The sequence below is a fragment of the Klebsiella sp. BIGb0132 genome, assembly GCF_024810075.1.
GTDB lineage: Bacteria > Pseudomonadota > Gammaproteobacteria > Enterobacterales > Enterobacteriaceae > Klebsiella > Klebsiella terrigena.
The window spans coordinates 1,205,710-1,223,373 of sequence record NZ_JANUDW010000001.1; the positions used below are offsets into that span (position 1 = coordinate 1,205,710).

Here is a 17,664-nt window from a genome sequence, read left to right on the forward strand (position 1 = left end):
GGCTCGCCCGCGCCGCAAAGACGTAATGGAGTTTTGCGTGCTCAAGGATTCACTCTCTTCCGTCGGCGTTCTGACGGGCCTTTCGCTGCTGCTGGCCGCGCTGGTGCTGGTTGGCGCCAGCCAGGGCGCGCTGGACATCAGCTTCAGCGCGCTGTTTGACGAAGAATACCGCGATATCTGGCTGAATATTCGCCTGCCCCGCGTTCTGCTGGCGGTGCTGGTAGGCAGCGCGCTGGCGACGGCTGGCGTCATTATGCAGGGCCTGTTTCGTAACCCAATGGCCGACCCCGGCCTGCTCGGCGTCAGCAGCGGCTCCGCGCTGATGGTGGGGGTGGCGATCGTTCTGCCCTTCTCATTTCCGGTGGTTCTGGCGCTGTACGAGCAGATGATTTTCGCCGTCGCCGGCAGTATGGCGGTCTGCGTGGTGATTTTTCTCATCAGCCGGCGCCACGCTCACGGCGGCATGATGCAGCTCCTGTTAGCCGGGATCGCCATCAACGCGCTGTGCGGCGCGGCGATCGGCGTGCTGAGCTACATCGGCGACGAGCAGCAGCTGCGCCAGCTCACGCTATGGATGATGGGCAATCTTGGCCAGGCGCAGTGGCCTACGCTGCTGGTCGCCGGCTCGTTTATTCTGCCGTCCATTGTCGCCACGCTGTTTCTTGCCGGGACGCTCAACCTGCTGCAGCTGGGCGATGAAGAGGCGCACTATCTCGGCGTTAACGTTAGCCGTAAGCGTCAGCAGCTGCTGCTGCTCAGCTCGCTGCTGGTGGGCGCGGCGGTATCGGTGAGCGGCGTTATCGGCTTTATTGGTCTGGTTGTCCCGCACCTGATCCGCATGACCACCGGGGCCGACCATCGCTGGCTTATCCCCTGCTCGACCCTGGCCGGCGCCTGCCTGCTGCTGGTGGCCGATACCCTCGCCCGCACGCTGGTGCAGCCGGCGGAGATGCCCGTCGGCCTGCTGACCAGCCTGATCGGCGGCCCCTATTTTCTGTGGCTGATACTGCGCGGCCGGAGGGCGTCATGATTCAGGCCGAAAATCTGGTTTATACCCTGCAGGGACGGCATCTGACCGATAACGTCTCCCTGACGCTGCCCGGCGGGGAGATCGTCGCCATTCTCGGCCCGAACGGCGCCGGAAAATCGACGCTGCTGCGCCAGCTCACGGGCTATCTGCGGCCGCACGGCGGACGATGCTCCCTGCTCGGTACGCCGCTGGAGGCGTGGTCGATAACCGAGCTGGCGAAGACCCGCGCCGTGATGCGGCAGAACGGGCATATGGCGTTTCCGTTCAGCGTGCAGGAGGTGATCCGCATGGGAAGGTACCCCTGGCGGACGCGCGGCTCCCATGATGAAACGGATCGCATTATGGCGCTGTGCGACTGCCGCGAGCTGGCCGCCCGCGACTATCGACAGCTCTCCGGCGGCGAGCAGCAGCGGGTACAGCTGGCGCGCCTGCTGGTGCAGCTCTGGGAGCCGATCCCGTCGCCCAAATGGCTGTTTCTGGATGAGCCCACTTCCGCCCTCGATATTCACCACCAGCAGCATCTTTTCCGCCTGCTGCGCCGGCTGGTGCGCGAGCGGCAGTTCAACGTCTGCTGCGTCCTGCACGATCTTAATCTCGCCGCCCGCTATGCCGACCGCGTGGTGCTGATGGATAGGGGGCGCGTCGTCGATAGCGGCAGCCCGCAGGCGGTTATGCAGCAGCGGGCGCTGAAAGACCTCTACGGCGCGGATATCACGGTAATTAAAGGGTCTGAAAATCAAACGCCGCTTATCGTTCTTGACCATTAAGCAAAGGGGGATTCCGGCGGTGGAACTCCCCTTTTCTCCAGAGTGGTCTGGTGCTTTTTCACTAGCTGAAGTTCGAAGTTTCAGGCACTCCCAAAGTAAAGCTCATCGGATTTCTTTGCGCTGGGGTTTCCCTTAATTACCGCCATGATGATTCAGTATTTCATACTAATGAGCAAATTATCGATATGAAATATAAATCAACTCATCATATAGGCCTGAATTATCAATCTATAATACTCTCAAGAAAAACAGAATATTATTGACGGTTAAAAAACAAGAACTAACAATCCGCTGATATAAGATGGTATAAAAGGCACGAGTGTTGTTTCCAGATACGGGAGAATAATTTTGAGAAATGCCCGAACGCCATTTGGCATCAGAGTTCCTGGGGCCGTCGGCGTGAGAATGCGTAAAACGAATAACCTTGCTGCGGTTATCGCTCGCTATATTCCCTGGTTAGGTTGGATAGGTCTTGTAAATTCAATTTACCAGACAGCAAGAAAAACTCAGGAAAAATACAACCTCATAGCCCGCCCGAAGCATCGTATACGGTGGACATCCTTTTGATGGATCCCATATCGGAAGAGGTGCTGGCGCTTTTCAGGAAAGAGATCTCAGGATATTTAGACGGCGGCTGGAACGAGATTCCTTTGGAGCTCGACGATGATTTGTTTGATGCTCCCGGCGACGACCTCCACGATGCTTTGGATAAATTTGAGGATCGGTTTAATGTCGATCTATCTGCTGTCAAATGGTCATCTTATTTTCCATGGGAAAACACACCGCAACTAACGCGGTGGTTTAAGGCTAAGCGCGAGGATATTGAGAGAACCCGCAAGCCTTTAACCATAAGAATGTTTGCCGAATCAGCCAAAGCGGGTAAATGGCTGTACGACTGAATAAGACATCACTGCAAATAACTCCCCGTGCGAGGAGGGTTAATCACGCCAGCTGAATCAGAATATCTGGAATTCCACTTTAGATGTCCTTACGTGCCGGCCAATTCCCCTGGCTCATTTTGTGGCTGTCAGTCCAGCATCCGTTTTAGCGAAGTAATACCCGCAATATTAAGCATAAAAACAGTATCAATGCCGTAACGACTCACGATTAAAACAGAAAAATAGACGTCGTTCTTAACATTGAACTCGAAAACAGAATGACCTGAACTGAAGTCTACGGCCGTTTTTCGGGGATCGAGTATTCGGGCGCTATCGCGCTGGAGCACTGAAACCGACCCGACACAATAAACGCCTTGACCTTCCCCTTGCTGGAAGGTTTAACCTTTATCACAGTCAGCTCATCCACGTAATAAAGGAGTTTGTTATGTCACAAACCATCGACCTGACGCTCGATGGCCTCACCTGCGGCCACTGCGTCAAACGCGTAAAAGAGAGCCTGGAGCAGCGTCCTGACGTTGAGCTGGCGGAGGTCACCACGACCGAAGCCCACGTCACCGGTAGCGCCAGCGCTGAAGCGCTCATCGACACGATTCAGAAAGCCGGATACGGTGCGGAGCTCAGCCACCCAAAGGCTAAACCGCTGGCGGAATCAACACTCCCGTCGGAAGCACTGACAGCGGCCTCTCCTGCGCTTCCGGCAGCCCATGATAGCGATGACAGCCAACAGCTGCTGATCAACGGCATGAGCTGCGCCAGCTGCGTTTCCCGGGTACAGAAGGCGCTTGCCGCGGTACCGGGCGTCGCGCAGGCGCGGGTAAACCTGGCGGAACGCACTGCGCTGGTCATGGGCAGCGCGTCCGCCGCAGAATTAGTGCAGGCGGTGGAGAAAGCAGGCTACGGTGCCGAGGCTATCGAAGATGACCTGGAGCGCCGCGAGCGCCAGCAGGAAACCGCCATCGCCACCATGAAACGCTTCCGCTGGCAGGCGATCGTCGCCCTGCTGGTGGGCGTTCCGGTGATGGTGTGGGGAATGTTCGGTGACAACATGATGGTCACCGACGACAACCGCTCCCTGTGGCTGGCTATCGGGCTTGTCACCCTGGCGGTGATGGTTTTTGCCGGCGGCCACTTCTACCGCAGCGCCTGGAAAAGCCTGAGAAACGCTACCGCCACCATGGATACGCTGGTGGCGCTGGGCACCGGGGTCGCCTGGCTCTACTCGATGAGCGTCAACCTGTGGCCGCAGTGGTTCCCGATGGAAGCCCGCCACCTCTACTATGAAGCCAGCGCCATGATTATCGGCCTGATTAACCTCGGCCATATGCTGGAAGCCCGCGCCCGGCAGCGCTCTTCGCGAGCGCTGGAAAAGCTGCTCGATCTGACGCCGCCGTCGGCACGCGTCGTCACGCCCGAGGGCGAAAAAAGCGTCCCTCTGGCCGACGTGATGCCCGGCATGACCCTGCGTCTGACCACCGGCGACCGGGTGCCGGTTGACGGCATCATCTCTCAGGGCGAGGCCTGGATGGATGAAGCCATGCTGACCGGCGAACCGATCCCGCAGCAGAAAGGCGGCGGAGATCCCCTGCACGCCGGTACGGTTGTGCAGGACGGCAGCGTCCTGTTTACCGCCAGCGCCGTGGGCAGTCAGACCACGCTGGCGCGTATTATCCGCATGGTGCGCCAGGCGCAGAGCAGTAAGCCCGAAATCGGCCAGCTGGCGGATAAAATTTCCGCCGTCTTCGTCCCGACGGTGGTGGTTATTGCGCTGTTCAGCGCGGCAATCTGGTACTTCTTCGGTCCGGCGCCGCAAATCGTCTATACCCTGATCATCGCCACCACGGTGCTGATTATCGCCTGTCCCTGCGCTTTGGGCCTGGCCACGCCGATGTCGATTATTTCCGGCGTCGGGCGGGCGGCGGAGTACGGCGTGCTGGTGCGCGATGCCGATGCGCTGCAGCGCGCCAGCCAGCTGGATACCGTCGTATTCGATAAAACCGGGACCCTGACCGAAGGGAAACCGCAGGTTGTGGCGGTGAAAACCTTTACCGCTCTCGACGAGGCGAGCGCTTTACGCCTGGCCGCCGCGCTGGAGCAGGGCTCCAGCCACCCTCTGGCGCGGGCGATCCTCGACAAAGCGGCGGAGAGCACGCTGCCAACGGTCGGCAACTTCCGTACCCTTCGCGGGCTGGGGGTGAGCGGCGAAGCCGACGGCCATCGTCTCCTGCTCGGTAACCAGGCGCTGCTCAACGAGCAGCATATTGCCACCGACGCGGCGGAGAGCGATCTCAACGCTCAGGCCTCGCAGGGCGCCACGCCGGTGCTGCTGGCGGTCGACGGCGAGGTTGCCGCGCTGATCGCCATTCGCGATCCGCTGCGCAGCGACAGCGTGGCAGCGCTGGCCCGCCTGCATCGCCAGGGCTACCGTCTGGTGATGCTCACCGGGGATAACCCGATTACGGCCAACGCCATCGCCAAAGAGGCGGGTATCGATGAGGTGATTGCCGGCGTCCTGCCGGACGGTAAAGCCGATGCCATCAAGCGTCTGCAAAGCCAGGGCCACCAGGTCGCGATGGTCGGCGATGGTATTAACGACGCTCCGGCGCTGGCGCAGGCCGATGTCGGCATTGCGATGGGCGGCGGCAGCGACGTCGCCATTGAAACGGCGGCGATTACCCTGATGCGCCATAGTCTGAACGGCGTCGCCGACGCGCTGGCGATTGCAAAGGCCACGCTGCGTAATATGAAGCAGAACCTGCTGGGCGCCTTTGTCTATAACTCGCTGGGCATTCCGATTGCCGCCGGGATCCTCTGGCCGCTGACCGGCACGCTGCTCAACCCGGTGGTTGCCGGGGCGGCGATGGCGCTCTCTTCCATTACCGTGGTGAGCAACGCCAACCGTCTGCTGCGTTTTAAACCAAAAGAGTAGCCCCTCGCGCGGATCAGCACCTGACCCCTTCCCGGACAGCGGCATCCCGCCCTGTCCGGGCTATCGCACGCCGATCCTCCCGCCCACGCTTGCACCCTCAGGCCGCGCGCGCTAGCATGAGTTCTTCACTTTGCGGAGCGCGTATGGGCCTGTTAAACCGAATAAAAATGCTGTGGCGAGCCGCCGTTGGCTCGTCTTATTCCTGGCCGGCACTGGATGTTACCCTCCCAGGCGGGCGCTATCTGCACCTCGTCGGCAGCATTCATATGGGCACCCGCGATATGGCGCCGCCTCCGGCCAGGCTGCTGAAAAAAATTCGCCAGGCCGATGCGCTGATTGTGGAAGCCGATATAACCGGGAACGAAACGCCCTTCAGCAACCTCCCCTCTTATCCGCCGCTGGCCGAGCGCCTGAGCCGCGAACAGCTCGTTGAGCTGGAAGCCCGCGCCGCGGAGCTGGGGCTGGCAACCGCCCTCTTCGACAGCCAGCCGCTGTGGCAGGTGGCCATGGTGCTGCAGGCGACCCAGGCGCAAAAGCTGGGGCTTCGTCCGGATTACGGGATTGATTATCAACTGCTGATGGCGGCGCGCGAAAGCCGCGTGCGGGTGATGGAGCTGGAGGGGACCGATAGCCAGATTGCGCTGCTGCGCGATTTGCCCGACGGCGGACTGGCGCTGCTGGAAGACACCCTGACCCACTGGCGAACCAACGCCCGTCTTCTGCAGGTGATGATCGGCTGGTGGCTGGAGCAGCCGCCGGCAACAGGGGCGACCTCGCTACCCACAACCTTTAGCCAGTCGCTGTACGATGTTCTGATGCATCAGCGCAACCTCGCCTGGCGCGAGACGCTGCTGGCTCTGCCTCCGGGGCGCTACGTTGTCGCCGTCGGCGCGCTGCATTTATACGGTGAAGGGAACCTGCCTGATATGCTGACGTAAAAAAATGGCCAATATTTCTATTGGCCCGTCAAAGAGGAATTTCATCATTATTATTATCCCGAGATTCGCACCTCGGATCGTTCGATTGTCGCTCAAAGTGACCATCACTGCCAATACTATTGCGCAAGATGGTACTATTTTTTACACAATCATCAGGCGTATGCTTAACGTACATTAGATCGGTTGGTAAGAAGGATAGCGATGACTCCCGCCGTTAAGTTACTCGAAAAAAACAAAATTGCTTTTACGATCCACAGCTACGATCACGATCCCGGCGAAACCAATTTCGGCGACGAAGTGGTGCGCAAGCTCGGCCTGAACGCCGATCGGGTGTATAAAACGCTGCTGGTGGCGCTCAACGGGGATATGAAGCATCTGGCCGTCGCGGTCACCCCGGTTGCCGGTCAGCTGGATTTGAAAAAAGTGGCCAAAGCCCTGGGCGCGAAGAAAGTGGATATGGCCGACCCGATGGTGGCGCAGCGGGTAACCGGCTATCTGGTCGGCGGCATCAGTCCGCTTGGGCAGAAAAAACGCCTGCCGACGGTGATTGACGCCCCGGCGCAGGAGTTCGCCAGCGTGTATATCTCAGGCGGCAAACGCGGGCTGGATATCGAGCTGGCGGCCAGCGATCTGGCGAAAATCCTGGATGCGAAGTTCGCCGATATTGCCCGCCGCGATTAATCTTTCCAGCCACCTCGCGCTACGCTTCGCCGGGCTGACCCCACGACCCGGCGAGCGATGCGGTCCCGTTACTGCCAGCTCACCTCGCCTTTCGGCTCAAACGCCGCCGCGTCGAGCGGGGAGTTCTTCTGGATATACTCCTTGAGCACCTCAGCGTCGATGAACCCGGTGTTGACGTAGCCTGGCTTAGCGTCGATGTGCGGATAGCCGTCGCCGCCGGTGCCGTTAAAGCTCAGGGTCGCCATGCGGTAGGTTTTCGCCGGGTCGACCGGCTGGCCTTTGATTTTCAAATCATTCAGCTTGCCGTCTTTCGCCACAAAGCTGACGTTGGCGAACTGCGGATAGGCCCCGGAATCGGGCTTCATCTGCGCCACGGCGGTGAGATACTCCGTCACCTCCTGGCCGTTCATATCGACATACACCAGCACGTTGCCGAACGGCTGTACCTTCATCACGTCTTTATAGGTAATATCCCCGGCTTCGATGGAGTCGCGGATACCGCCGCCGCTCATCACCGCAAAATCAGCGCCGCTGCGCGCCATCTGCGCCGCCAGCAGCAGCTGTCCCATATTGGTCTGCACGAAGCGTACCTTGCTGCGATCGCCCTCAAGATGGCCGTTGACGCTGCCGATTTTCACCTGCAGCTGCGCTTTGCCCTTATTCTGGAACGGCGTCAGCAGCGACAGCATCTGCGCGTTTTCCGGGATCTGCGGCGTATAGAGCACGCGTTCGCTCTGGCCGTTGTCGTAGGTCACCTTTTTCTTCAGGTTGACCGGGATCAGCTGATAGTGCACCAGCTTCATTTCGCCGTTGCGGAATTCAAAATCCGCACGGCCCACGTATTTACCCCATTCGTGCGCCTGGACTATCCAGATACCGTTTTGCCTGTCCGGCGCGCACGGCGTACCGGGAACGTAGTCCACCTGCTTTTTATTCTCCGCCGCCATGCATACCGGATCCTGCGAATGGCCGCCGACGATCATCGCCAGCGCTCCGGCAGGGAGGCTGCGCGCCATCTCCACGTCACCCGGGGCATTCGAACCGTGAGCGCCGTTGTCATAATGGCCCATATGGGTCGTCGCCAGAATGACGTCCGGCTTTTCATTCTGCTGCAGCTCCTGAATCACCAGCTTCGCTTCTTCCGCCGGGTTGCGGAATTCAATATCGGTGAAGTACTCCGGGTTGCCAATTTTCGCCGTATCGTCCGTCGTCAGGCCAATCACCGCGATATTCAGCCCGCCGCGCTTAAACAGGGCCCAGGGCTTAAACAGGCGCTCACCGGTGCTTTTCTGGTAAATATTGGCCGACAGGAACGGGAATTTAGCCCACTTCTCCTGCTGGCGCAGCACGCTGAGCGGATTATCGAACTCGTGGTTGCCCACCGCCATGGCATCGTAGCCCACCAGGTTCATGCCGCGAAAATCAGGTTCCGCATCCTGTAAATCAGACTCCGGAACCCCGGTATTAATATCGCCGCCGGATAGCAGCAGCACGCTGCCGCCCTCGCTGGCAACCTCTTTGCGAATACCGTCCACCAGCGTTTTTTGCGCCGACAGACCGTATTCACCGTAATCGCTACGCCAGAAATGTCCGTGATGATCGTTGGTATGCAGGATGGTGATTTTATAGGTTTTATCCTGCTCATAGGCCTGCGCTGACAGACTTCCCAGCGATAGCGTCGCCAATAGCGCCAGCGCCACGCCCTGTTTCACAAATTGCATCTTTCACTCCCTGATTTAATAACAAGTGCCGAAAGTATAGCGAGTTAAGCCATTAGACAAATATGTTTTCAGAATTGCGGCTTCCTTCAAACCTTAGGCGCGGGTATGTTAGTCAGATAATAATTCCACCTGCATCCTCTAATAAGAATCTTTAAGTGAATCTATGGCAATGAATCAGACCGCTCAACCCTTATCCGGCTCCGCTGCGCCGCCGCAAAAAGCACGCACCTCATTTCGCATTCTGGGGGCCATCAGCCTTTCCCACCTGCTGAACGATATGATCCAGTCGCTGATCCTCGCGATCTACCCGCTGCTACAGTCGGAGTTTTCCCTCTCCTTTGTGCAGATCGGCATGATCACCCTCACCTTCCAGCTCGCATCTTCGCTCCTGCAGCCGGTGGTGGGCTATATAACCGATAAGCACCCGATGCCGTGGTCGCTGCCCATTGGCATGTGCTTTACCCTCTGTGGGCTGGTGCTGCTGGCGCTGGCGGGAAGCTTTGGCACGGTGCTGCTGGCCGCTGCGCTGGTCGGTACCGGCTCCTCGGTTTTCCATCCGGAATCTTCTCGCGTGGCGCGCATGGCCTCCGGCGGACGCCACGGCCTGGCGCAGTCGCTATTCCAGGTTGGCGGAAACTTTGGCAGCTCGCTGGGCCCGCTGCTGGCGGCGGTCATCATTGCCCCTTACGGCAAAGGCAACGTTGCCTGGTTCGTGCTGGCCGCGCTGCTGGCTATCGTTGTGCTGTCGCAAATCAGCCGCTGGTATGCCGCGCAGCATCGGATGAACAAAGGTAAACCTAAGGCCGTCATCGCTAATCCGCTGCCCAAAAATAAAGTTATTCTGGCGGTAAGCATCCTGCTGATGCTTATTTTCTCGAAATACTTCTATATGGCGAGCATTAGCAGCTATTACACCTTTTATCTGATGGATAAGTTTGGCTTATCGATCCAAAACGCGCAGATTCACCTGTTTATCTTCCTGTTCGCGGTTGCCGCAGGAACGGTGATTGGCGGGCCTGTCGGCGATAAAATTGGGCGGAAATACGTTATTTGGGGTTCTATCCTCGGCGTAGCGCCGTTTACCCTTATTTTACCCTATGCCACCCTCGAGTGGACGGGGATTTTGACCATGATAATTGGTTTTATCCTCGCATCGGCGTTTTCTGCCATTCTGGTTTACGCCCAGGAGCTATTACCGGGCCGAATTGGCATGGTTTCCGGCCTGTTCTTCGGCTTTGCATTCGGCATGGGCGGCCTGGGAGCCGCGGTGCTGGGGCTGTTAGCCGATCACACCAGTATCGAGCTGGTCTATAAAATCTGCGCTTTCCTGCCTCTGCTCGGCATATTGACGATATTCCTCCCTAACAATCATCAAAAAGCGTGATTATACGGCAGCCAAAGTGAAACTTTGGCTGCCGTCACCCCTTACCCCATCAGGATCGCCCGGCATTACCTGCCCCTGTTTTCCGATCTGTGCTTTTTTGCGGGCTAATTCCAGTTTTCGGCATAATTCAATAATTATTCATAAACAAAACGGCTAAAAATGTCATAAACTATTAATCGGTTTTTTAGGTTTATGCACCCTATCATTCGAGTTGCATCAGGGCCGCGAGCAGGATGAACGCGCGAAGCTAACGCCGAGGCAGCCTGAAGGATGAGGTGCTTAATACCGAAAATGGATTGGCTCACCACATGCAAGGAGACGGAATGCACCACGCAACACCGCTTATCACCACCATTGTCGGCGGGCTGGTCCTCGCTTTTATTTTTGGCATGATCGCCAATAAGCTACGTATTTCTCCACTGGTGGGCTACCTGTTAGCGGGCGTACTCTCCGGCCCTTTCACCCCGGGTTTTGTTGCTGATACCAAGCTGGCGCCAGAGCTGGCCGAGCTGGGGGTCATTTTGCTGATGTTCGGCGTCGGTCTGCATTTCTCTTTAAAAGATTTAATGGCGGTAAAGTCGATAGCCATCCCCGGCGCGATTGCCCAGATAGGCGTGGCAACGCTGCTAGGTATGGCGCTTTCAGCGATGCTGGGCTGGTCGCTGATGACCGGTATCGTTTTTGGTCTGTGTCTTTCTACCGCCAGTACCGTGGTGCTGCTGCGCGCGTTGGAAGAACGCCAGCTTATTGATAGCCAGCGAGGGCAAATCGCCATCGGCTGGCTCATCGTCGAAGATTTAGTGATGGTGCTGACGCTGGTCCTGCTGCCCGCCGTCGCCGGAATGACGGAAAAAGGCGACGTCGGCCTGGCGTCGCTGGCCGTGGATATGGGCATCACTATCGGCAAAGTCGTCGCCTTTATCGCCATTATGATGCTGGTTGGCCGCCGCCTGGTGCCGTGGATTTTGTCGCGCAGCGCCGCAACCGGCTCGCGCGAACTGTTTACGCTTTCGGTGCTGGCGCTGGCGCTCGGCATTGCCTTCGGCGCGGTTGAGCTGTTTGACGTCTCCTTTGCCCTCGGCGCCTTTTTCGCCGGCATGGTGCTCAACGAATCCGAGCTCAGCCACCGGGCCGCCCACGATACGCTGCCGCTTCGCGACGCGTTCGCGGTACTGTTCTTTGTTTCCGTCGGCATGCTGTTCGACCCGATGATCCTGCTGGAGCAGCCGCTGGCGGTGCTGGCAACGCTGGCGATTATCATCTTCGGTAAATCGGTAGTGGCCTACTTCCTCGTGCGGATGTTCGGCCACTCTCCGCGCACCGCGCTGACCATCGCCGCCAGCCTGGCGCAAATCGGCGAGTTCGCCTTTATCCTCGCCGGGCTCGGCATGGCGCTGGATCTGCTGCCGCAGGCCGGGCAGAACCTGGTGCTTGCCGGGGCGATTATCTCCATTATGCTCAACCCGGTGCTGTTCGCGCTGCTGGAGAAATACCTCGATAAAACCGAAACCCTCGACGAGCAAACCCTCGAAGAGGTGCTGGAAGAAGAGAAGCAAATTCCGGTCGATATCTGCAATCACGCGCTGCTGGTGGGCTTTGGCCGCGTCGGCAGCCTGCTCGGCGAGAAGCTGATGGCGCAGGGTATTCCGCTGGTGGTTATCGAAACGTCACGCACCCGCGTGGACGAGCTGCGCGAACGCGGCATCCGTGCGGTGCTGGGCAATGCGGCAAACGAAGAGATTATGAATCTGGCGCATCTGGACTGCGCCCGCTGGCTGCTGCTGACCATCCCTAACGGCTACGAGGCGGGAGAAATCGTGGCCTCTGCGCGCGAGAAGTGCCCGAACATCGAGATTATCGCCCGCGCGCACTATGATGACGAAGTGGACTATATTGTCGAACGCGGCGCGAACCAGGTGGTCATGGGCGAGCGCGAAATTGCCCGCGCCATGCTGCTGCTGCTGGAAACGCCGCCGGCGGGTGAAGTGGTCACCGGCTAGGCTCTGACGCCCTCTCACCTCGTCTGAGGGCGCGCTCCAGTCCTGTCTAACGGTTTCCCTCCCCTGCGGCGAGGGAAACGCGTCTAGCGCTCCCAGTACGCCTCTTCGAGGCTGTCTTCCCGCTCCGGCAGCCCGCGGGTTAAACGCGGCGAGTGCTGATTCAGTACCTGATAGCTCACGCGGTTCGCGTATTTGCACACCTGCGCCAGGGATGAGTAGGTCAGCCACTTGCACTTGTGCTTGCTGGAGTTGGGGACGTTATTGCGGTGGTAGTTGTTGGCCGTGATATCGTGCAGCAGCGCCGCCAGCGCGCCGTCGCCGGCACCGTTGGTATTCATGATTTTCTCAGGCCCGCCCATGTACGGGGCGATGTGGGAGTAAATACGCAGCGGGTTTTGGCAATCCTGATGGCGCATCGCGCGGCTGAACTCGTACTGATTAAACTCGGCAATGGCTCCCGGCAGCAGCGGGTGCTGGGTTTTGCGTTTCGCCTCGTCTTCGGTAAAGCTGGCCATATACAGGCCCGCAGGCCCGGCGGTGCATAGCACCAGATCAACCCACTCCAGCGCCTTATCCGAGGCCAGCAGCGGATCGGCAAGCCCGGTCAGCGCCTCGGCCTCTTCTTCGTTCATCGCCAGAATCGAGACATTTTCCTTCAGGAAGGCCTGCCACCACTGCGGGTTGTCGGCAATGACGTATTTAGTGCCCAGCGTCAGCACCACCGGCACGTCGTGCTTTTTCGCATACTCAATCGCTTTCATCGTGGCGTCCGGCATCGGTTCGCCGGGCTTGCAGCGCACCAGATACGAGGTCAGGACCAGCGCTGAAGCGCCGGCAATCACCGCTTCCGGGATACTCTCCGGGCGCAGCTTATTCATGTGCCCTGGGCTGATGGCGAAGGTGCGCTCGCCGGAGTCGCCGATCAGGGTGAAGCAGCGGCCGATCGCCCCGTCCACGCCCTGAAGATAGTTAAGATCGGTACGGCTGGAGGTATTACAAAGATAGCGATAGGCGTAGCCGCCGATGTCGATATTGCTGCACATCACGCCAAGCAGCACCGAGCGATCGTCCGCCAGCACCGAATAGTTGTGCATGGTATTGCCAATGGTGCCACCGGCAAACTGGTGGGTGATCAGATCGTTATGCAGCAGATCCTGATAAAGCGCCTCGGCGATATCATCTTCAATCACCAGCGAATGTCCGGCGCTCAGGCCGTAGCGCTCGATAAACGCCTCATCCACTTTCGCTTCGATATCTACCAGCGTCTGGTCAATGCCGACCACCCAGGAGATAGCGGATTCATTTTCCGGCTGAATTTGCTGCAGCAGCGGATCGCGGGCGTTGACGGGGAAGTAGTGTTTAGATTTGCGTTTACCGGGAAATTTCATAGTGGTGGTTTAGTGGCAGTGGACAGGCGGGGAATAGTAGCATATTCCCCGCGCCGCACGCGATTAGCGATACGCTGCCGTCAGGTTAACCATCATTTCAATATGCGCCGCGTCGGCGTTGAGAGCGGGAATATATTCATATTTCTGTCCGCCGGCCTCGAGGAAGAACTCGCGGTTCTGCACGGCAATCTCTTCCAGCGTCTCCAGACAGTCGGCGGAAAATCCAGGACAGATAACCTGGACGTGCTTCACGCCCTGCTCGCCCAGCATTTTCAGCGTCTCGTCGGTATACGGAGTCAGCCACGGCTCGCGGCCAAAGCGCGACTGGTAGGTCATCATCACCCGGTCGGGAGAGAGATCCAGCGCGGAGACCAGCTCACGGGTGGTGTCGCGGCAGCGCTGCGGGTAGACATCCCCTTCGCTAGCGTAGCGCTGCGGAATACCGTGATAGGAGAGCAGCAGCACGTCCGGCTCGCCGTGTTCGGCAAACGAAGCGCGAACGCTGGCGGCGAGCGCCGCAATATAGTCCGCGTCGTCGGCGTAATCACGGATAAAGGAAACGCCCGGGATCGCCCGCTTTTTGCCAAGGATCCGCGCCAGCTCGTCCCATACCGCCGCCACGGTGGAACAGGAGTACTGGGGATAGAGCGGCAGCACCACGATATGGTCAACGCCCTGGGCCAGCAGCTCATCCACCGCGCTTTCCAGCGAGGGGGAACCGTAGCTCATCCCCAGCGCCACCGGCGTCTCCGGCAGTCGGGTGGCCAGCGCCTGCTGCTGCTGACGGCTGTAGACCATCAGCGGCGAGCCCTCTTCCATCCAGACCGACTGGTAAAGCTTCGCCACCCTCGGGGAGCGCAGAGGGAGGATCGCACCGCGCAGCAGCGGCCACCACAGCAGACGAGGCGTATCAACGACCCGTTTGTCGCTCAGAAATTGTCGCAGATAGCGCTTCACCGCGTCGGGCGTGGGCGCATCGGGAGTGCCTAAATTGGCCAGCAAGATACCTGTTTTCGTCTGATGCATTACCGCCTCTTAACCATTTGAATCGCAGCCAATTGTAGCTGAAATGGCGCTAAACGGAACCAATCATAGAAAAAGGTAGAATGAGAGGTGTTCTCACCCCGTAATGACGGGATGAGAACGCACGGGATTAGCCGAGGATTTTTTCCAGCTCAGCGCGAACTTCAGCCACGGCTTTGGTGCCGTCAACTTTGGCGTATTGGGTATTGCCCGCCTGCGCTTCTTTCTGGTAGTAGCCGATCAGCGGCGCGGTCATCTGATGGTATTCCACCAGGCGCTTACGCACGGTCTCTTCCTGATCGTCTTTACGGGTGCTCAGCTCTTCGCCGGTCACGTCATCTTTGCCTTCAACCTTCGGCGGGTTGAATTTGATGTGGTAAACGCGGCCGGAAGCGGCGTGGACGCGGCGACCGATAATGCGATCGACGATCAGCTCGTCCGGTACGTCAAACTCAAGGACGTAATCGACGGCGATGCCCGCTTCTTTCATAGCGTCAGCCTGAGGAATGGTGCGCGGGAAGCCGTCGAGCAGGAAGCCGTTGCGGCAATCTTCCTGGGTAATACGCTCTTTCACCAGCGCAATCACCAGCTCATCGGTCACCAGCTTGCCAGCGTCCATAATGTCTTTGGCTTGCTTACCCAGCTCAGAGCCAGATTTCACAGCCGCGCGCAGCATATCACCGGTAGAGATTTGCGGAATACCGTATTTCTCCATGATGAACTGAGCCTGAGTTCCTTTACCCGCGCCCGGAGCGCCAAGCAGAATAATACGCATTACGAAAATCCCCTCAAAAGTCGATTCTATTTTTCAAAAACGCTAAACCATACCACCAGAACGCAGATGGCTCAAGGAAGGCAGAACGGCTGAAACGGTTAATGGTCAGTTTATTTTGGCTGAAGAGGGTATTTCAGAAGGTTTGAGGCAGATACCCTCCCCCGTTTCGGGAGAGGGTATTGAGGGCAGGAGTTAGGATGCCAGCAGCTGGTTCATGCGGCGGATAAACTGGTTAGGATCTTCCAGCGTACCGCGCTCGGCCAGCAGCGCCTGATCGAGCAGCAGCTCAACCCATTCGCCAAACTGAGTATCATCCTGGGTATCCGCGGCGCGTTTAACCAGCTGATGAGCCGGGTTCAGTTCAAAGATGTACTTCACTTCCGGCGCCGCCTGGCCCGCAGCGGCGAACAGCTTCGCCATCTGGGTGCTCATCTCATCCGCATCGGTGGTGACGATGGCCGGCGTATCGGTCAGACGGTGGGTCAGGCGAACCTCTTTCACCCGCTCGCCCAGCAGCGTTTTCACGCGGTCAACGAACGGCTCCAGCGCCTTTTCGGCCTCTTTGGTGCTTTCATCGACTTCATCCGCCAGCTTATCCAGCGACTCGTCGGTTTTGGCTACCGACTGGAACGCCTTGCCGTCGAACTCGGTCAGATAGCTCATCATCCACTCGTCAATGCGGTCAGAGAGCAGCAGCACTTCGATGCCTTTCTTACGCAGCAGCTCGAGGTGCGGGCTGCTCTTCGCGGCGGCGTAGCTGTCGGCGGTGATGTAGTAAATCTTCTCCTGCCCTTCTTTCATGCGGGAGACGTACTCTTCCAGCGACACGGTCTGCGCGGCGGAGTCGGTATGCGTGCTGGCGAAGCGCAGCAGCTTAGCAATGGTCTGCTGGTTCGCGCTGTCTTCCGCCGGGCCCTCTTTCAGCGCCAGGCCGAACTGCTGCCAGAAGGTCTGATATTTTTCGGCATCGTCTTTCGCCAGCTTTTCCAGCATCTGCAGCACGCGCTTGCTCAGCGCGCTGCGCAGGTTGCGGGTGACGCTGCTGTCCTGCAGGATTTCGCGCGATACGTTCAGCGGCAGGTCGTTGGAATCAACGAGGCCGCGGACGAAGCGCAGGTAGTTAGGCATGAACTGCTCGGCGTCGTCCATGATGAAGACGCGCTGAACGTACAGCTTCAGGCCATGTTTATGATCGCGGTTCCACATATCCCACGGCGCCTGGGACGGGATATACAGCAGGCTGGTGTACTCCTGCTTCCCTTCAACGCGGTTGTGGCTCCAGGTCAGCGGGTCGCTATAGTCGTGGGCAATGTGCTTATAGAACTCGTGGTACTCGTCGTCTTTAATTTCCGACTTATTGCGCGTCCACAGCGCCTGCGCCTTGTTGATTTTCTCCCAGGAGATAACGGTTTCACCGTCAACTTCTTCCTGTTTTTCAATCTCTACCGGCAGCGCGATATGGTCGGAGTATTTGCTGATGATCGAGCGCACGCGCCAGTCGTTGAGGAAATCATCCTCACCTTCGCGCAGATGCAGGGTTATCTCAGTTCCGCGATCGGCCTTGGTGATGTCGGCAACGGTGTAGTCGCCTTCGCCGGCGGACTCCCAGAATACGCCGTTTTCGGCGCTATCGCCCGCGGCGCGCGTGCGTACGGTGACCTTATCGGCCACGATAAACGCGGAGTAGAAGCCGACGCCAAACTGGCCAATCAGCTGGCTGTCTTTTGCCTGATCGGAGCCCATCGATTCGAGGAACGATTTGGTGCCGGATTTGGCAATCGTCCCGAGATGATCGATAACCTCGTCGCGATTCATCCCAATGCCGTTGTCGGCGATGGTCAGGGTGCGCTCATCTTTGTTAAAAGAGACCCGCACGCGCAGCTCACCGTCGCCCTCGTAGAGATCCGGCTGCGACAGCGCGCGAAAGCGCAGCTTGTCGGCCGCATCGGAGGCGTTGGAAATAAGCTCGCGCAGGAAGATTTCTTTATTGGAATAGAGAGAGTGGATCATCAGGTGCAGAAGCTGTTTTACCTCTGACTGAAAACCGCGAGTTTCTTGTCCTTTCATCTAGCTTAACCTCAACAATGCCATGTTTAATGGTAAAAAAACCGTTGAGTGTGAGATGGGGACGG

At 58.4% G+C, this 17,664-nt stretch carries 13 protein-coding genes and 1 pseudogene; 9 read left to right on the forward strand and 5 right to left on the reverse strand.

From position 1 onward, the window contains the following. Nucleotides 1-37 precede the first annotated feature (37 nt). The 7 genes and pseudogenes from M2416_RS05555 to ybaK all read left to right on the forward strand — a co-directional run bounded on the left by M2416_RS05555 (nucleotide 38) and on the right by ybaK (nucleotide 7,241). Complete coding sequence (locus tag M2416_RS05555) at nucleotides 38-1,030, forward strand: FecCD family ABC transporter permease (protein ID WP_259222571.1); 993 nt, start codon at nucleotides 38-40, stop codon at nucleotides 1,028-1,030. Then, entirely contained in the window at nucleotides 1,027-1,797 is a 771-nt protein-coding gene (locus tag M2416_RS05560) for a heme ABC transporter ATP-binding protein (protein WP_076944711.1), read from the forward strand. The genes M2416_RS05555 and M2416_RS05560 overlap by 4 nt, the downstream gene beginning before the upstream one ends. A gap of 300 nt (nucleotides 1,798-2,097) precedes the next feature. Then, nucleotides 2,098-2,364 (forward strand): annotated as a pseudogene (locus tag M2416_RS05565) (STM2901 family protein); the annotation flags it as partial. Beyond that, nucleotides 2,349-2,696, forward strand: coding sequence for a DUF1493 family protein (locus M2416_RS05570; protein ID WP_259222573.1), 348 nt, complete (start codon nucleotides 2,349-2,351; stop codon nucleotides 2,694-2,696). The pseudogene M2416_RS05565 and the gene M2416_RS05570, both read left to right, overlap by 16 nt. 424 nt (nucleotides 2,697-3,120) lie before the next feature. Next, nucleotides 3,121-5,622, forward strand: coding sequence for a copper-exporting P-type ATPase CopA (gene copA, locus M2416_RS05575; RefSeq protein ID WP_259222574.1), 2,502 nt, complete (start codon nucleotides 3,121-3,123; stop codon nucleotides 5,620-5,622). Between the two features lie 143 nt (nucleotides 5,623-5,765). Further along, nucleotides 5,766-6,560 carry a TraB/GumN family protein gene (locus M2416_RS05580; protein WP_076944708.1) on the forward strand — a complete coding sequence of 265 codons (795 nt, stop codon included), beginning with the start codon at nucleotides 5,766-5,768 and terminating at the stop codon, nucleotides 6,558-6,560. 201 nt (nucleotides 6,561-6,761) lie between these two features. After that, entirely contained in the window at nucleotides 6,762-7,241 is a 480-nt protein-coding gene (gene ybaK / locus M2416_RS05585) for a Cys-tRNA(Pro)/Cys-tRNA(Cys) deacylase YbaK (RefSeq protein ID WP_076944707.1), read from the forward strand. Between the two features lie 68 nt (nucleotides 7,242-7,309). Here ybaK and ushA read toward each other — a convergent pair whose 3' ends face one another. Then, complete coding sequence (gene ushA, locus M2416_RS05590; protein ID WP_259222578.1) at nucleotides 7,310-8,962, reverse strand: bifunctional UDP-sugar hydrolase/5'-nucleotidase UshA; 1,653 nt, start codon at nucleotides 8,960-8,962, stop codon at nucleotides 7,310-7,312. Nucleotides 8,963-9,125: 163 nt separating this feature from the next. On the opposite strand from ushA, the gene M2416_RS05595 reads away from it, so the two are divergent. Both M2416_RS05595 and ybaL read left to right on the forward strand, forming a co-directional pair. After that, the gene (locus M2416_RS05595; RefSeq protein ID WP_259222580.1) at nucleotides 9,126-10,346 is read left to right on the forward strand and encodes an MFS transporter; all 1,221 of its coding nucleotides are present in this window, start codon (nucleotides 9,126-9,128) and stop codon (nucleotides 10,344-10,346) included. A 323-nt stretch (nucleotides 10,347-10,669) separates the two neighbouring features. Continuing rightward, nucleotides 10,670-12,346 (forward strand): YbaL family putative K(+) efflux transporter, encoded by a 1,677-nt coding sequence (gene ybaL, locus M2416_RS05600; protein WP_045854259.1) that lies wholly within the window; start codon nucleotides 10,670-10,672, stop codon nucleotides 12,344-12,346. 83 nt (nucleotides 12,347-12,429) lie between these two features. On the opposite strand, the gene M2416_RS05605 is transcribed toward ybaL, so the two are convergent. From M2416_RS05605 to htpG, 4 genes are all read right to left on the reverse strand, one after another. Continuing rightward, nucleotides 12,430-13,734, reverse strand: a complete 1,305-nt coding sequence (locus M2416_RS05605) for an inosine/guanosine kinase (protein WP_041144369.1) — start codon at nucleotides 13,732-13,734, stop codon at nucleotides 12,430-12,432. 63 nt (nucleotides 13,735-13,797) lie between these two features. Next, a complete protein-coding gene (hemH, locus tag M2416_RS05610; RefSeq protein WP_259222584.1) occupies nucleotides 13,798-14,760 on the reverse strand; it encodes a ferrochelatase in 963 nt (320 codons plus the stop codon). 127 nt (nucleotides 14,761-14,887) lie between these two features. Then, nucleotides 14,888-15,532, reverse strand: coding sequence for an adenylate kinase (gene adk / locus M2416_RS05615; RefSeq protein ID WP_041144367.1), 645 nt, complete (start codon nucleotides 15,530-15,532; stop codon nucleotides 14,888-14,890). A 192-nt stretch (nucleotides 15,533-15,724) separates the two neighbouring features. After that, nucleotides 15,725-17,599 carry a molecular chaperone HtpG gene (htpG, locus tag M2416_RS05620; protein WP_259222587.1) on the reverse strand — a complete coding sequence of 625 codons (1,875 nt, stop codon included), beginning with the start codon at nucleotides 17,597-17,599 and terminating at the stop codon, nucleotides 15,725-15,727. Nucleotides 17,600-17,664 lie beyond the last annotated feature (65 nt).

Coding starts and splice junctions, on each gene's coding strand:
- M2416_RS05605 (WP_041144369.1), bottom strand. CDS start 13,734: ATGAAATTTCCCGGTAAACGCAAATCTAAACACTACTTCCCCGTCAAC.
- ybaL (WP_045854259.1), top strand. CDS start 10,670: ATGCACCACGCAACACCGCTTATCACCACCATTGTCGGCGGGCTGGTC.
- M2416_RS05580 (WP_076944708.1), top strand. CDS start 5,766: ATGGGCCTGTTAAACCGAATAAAAATGCTGTGGCGAGCCGCCGTTGGC.
- M2416_RS05560 (WP_076944711.1), top strand. CDS start 1,027: ATGATTCAGGCCGAAAATCTGGTTTATACCCTGCAGGGACGGCATCTG.
- adk (WP_041144367.1), bottom strand. CDS start 15,532: ATGCGTATTATTCTGCTTGGCGCTCCGGGCGCGGGTAAAGGAACTCAG.
- ybaK (WP_076944707.1), top strand. CDS start 6,762: ATGACTCCCGCCGTTAAGTTACTCGAAAAAAACAAAATTGCTTTTACG.
- ushA (WP_259222578.1), bottom strand. CDS start 8,962: ATGCAATTTGTGAAACAGGGCGTGGCGCTGGCGCTATTGGCGACGCTA.
- htpG (WP_259222587.1), bottom strand. CDS start 17,599: ATGAAAGGACAAGAAACTCGCGGTTTTCAGTCAGAGGTAAAACAGCTT.
- M2416_RS05595 (WP_259222580.1), top strand. CDS start 9,126: ATGGCAATGAATCAGACCGCTCAACCCTTATCCGGCTCCGCTGCGCCG.
- hemH (WP_259222584.1), bottom strand. CDS start 14,760: ATGCATCAGACGAAAACAGGTATCTTGCTGGCCAATTTAGGCACTCCC.
- copA (WP_259222574.1), top strand. CDS start 3,121: ATGTCACAAACCATCGACCTGACGCTCGATGGCCTCACCTGCGGCCAC.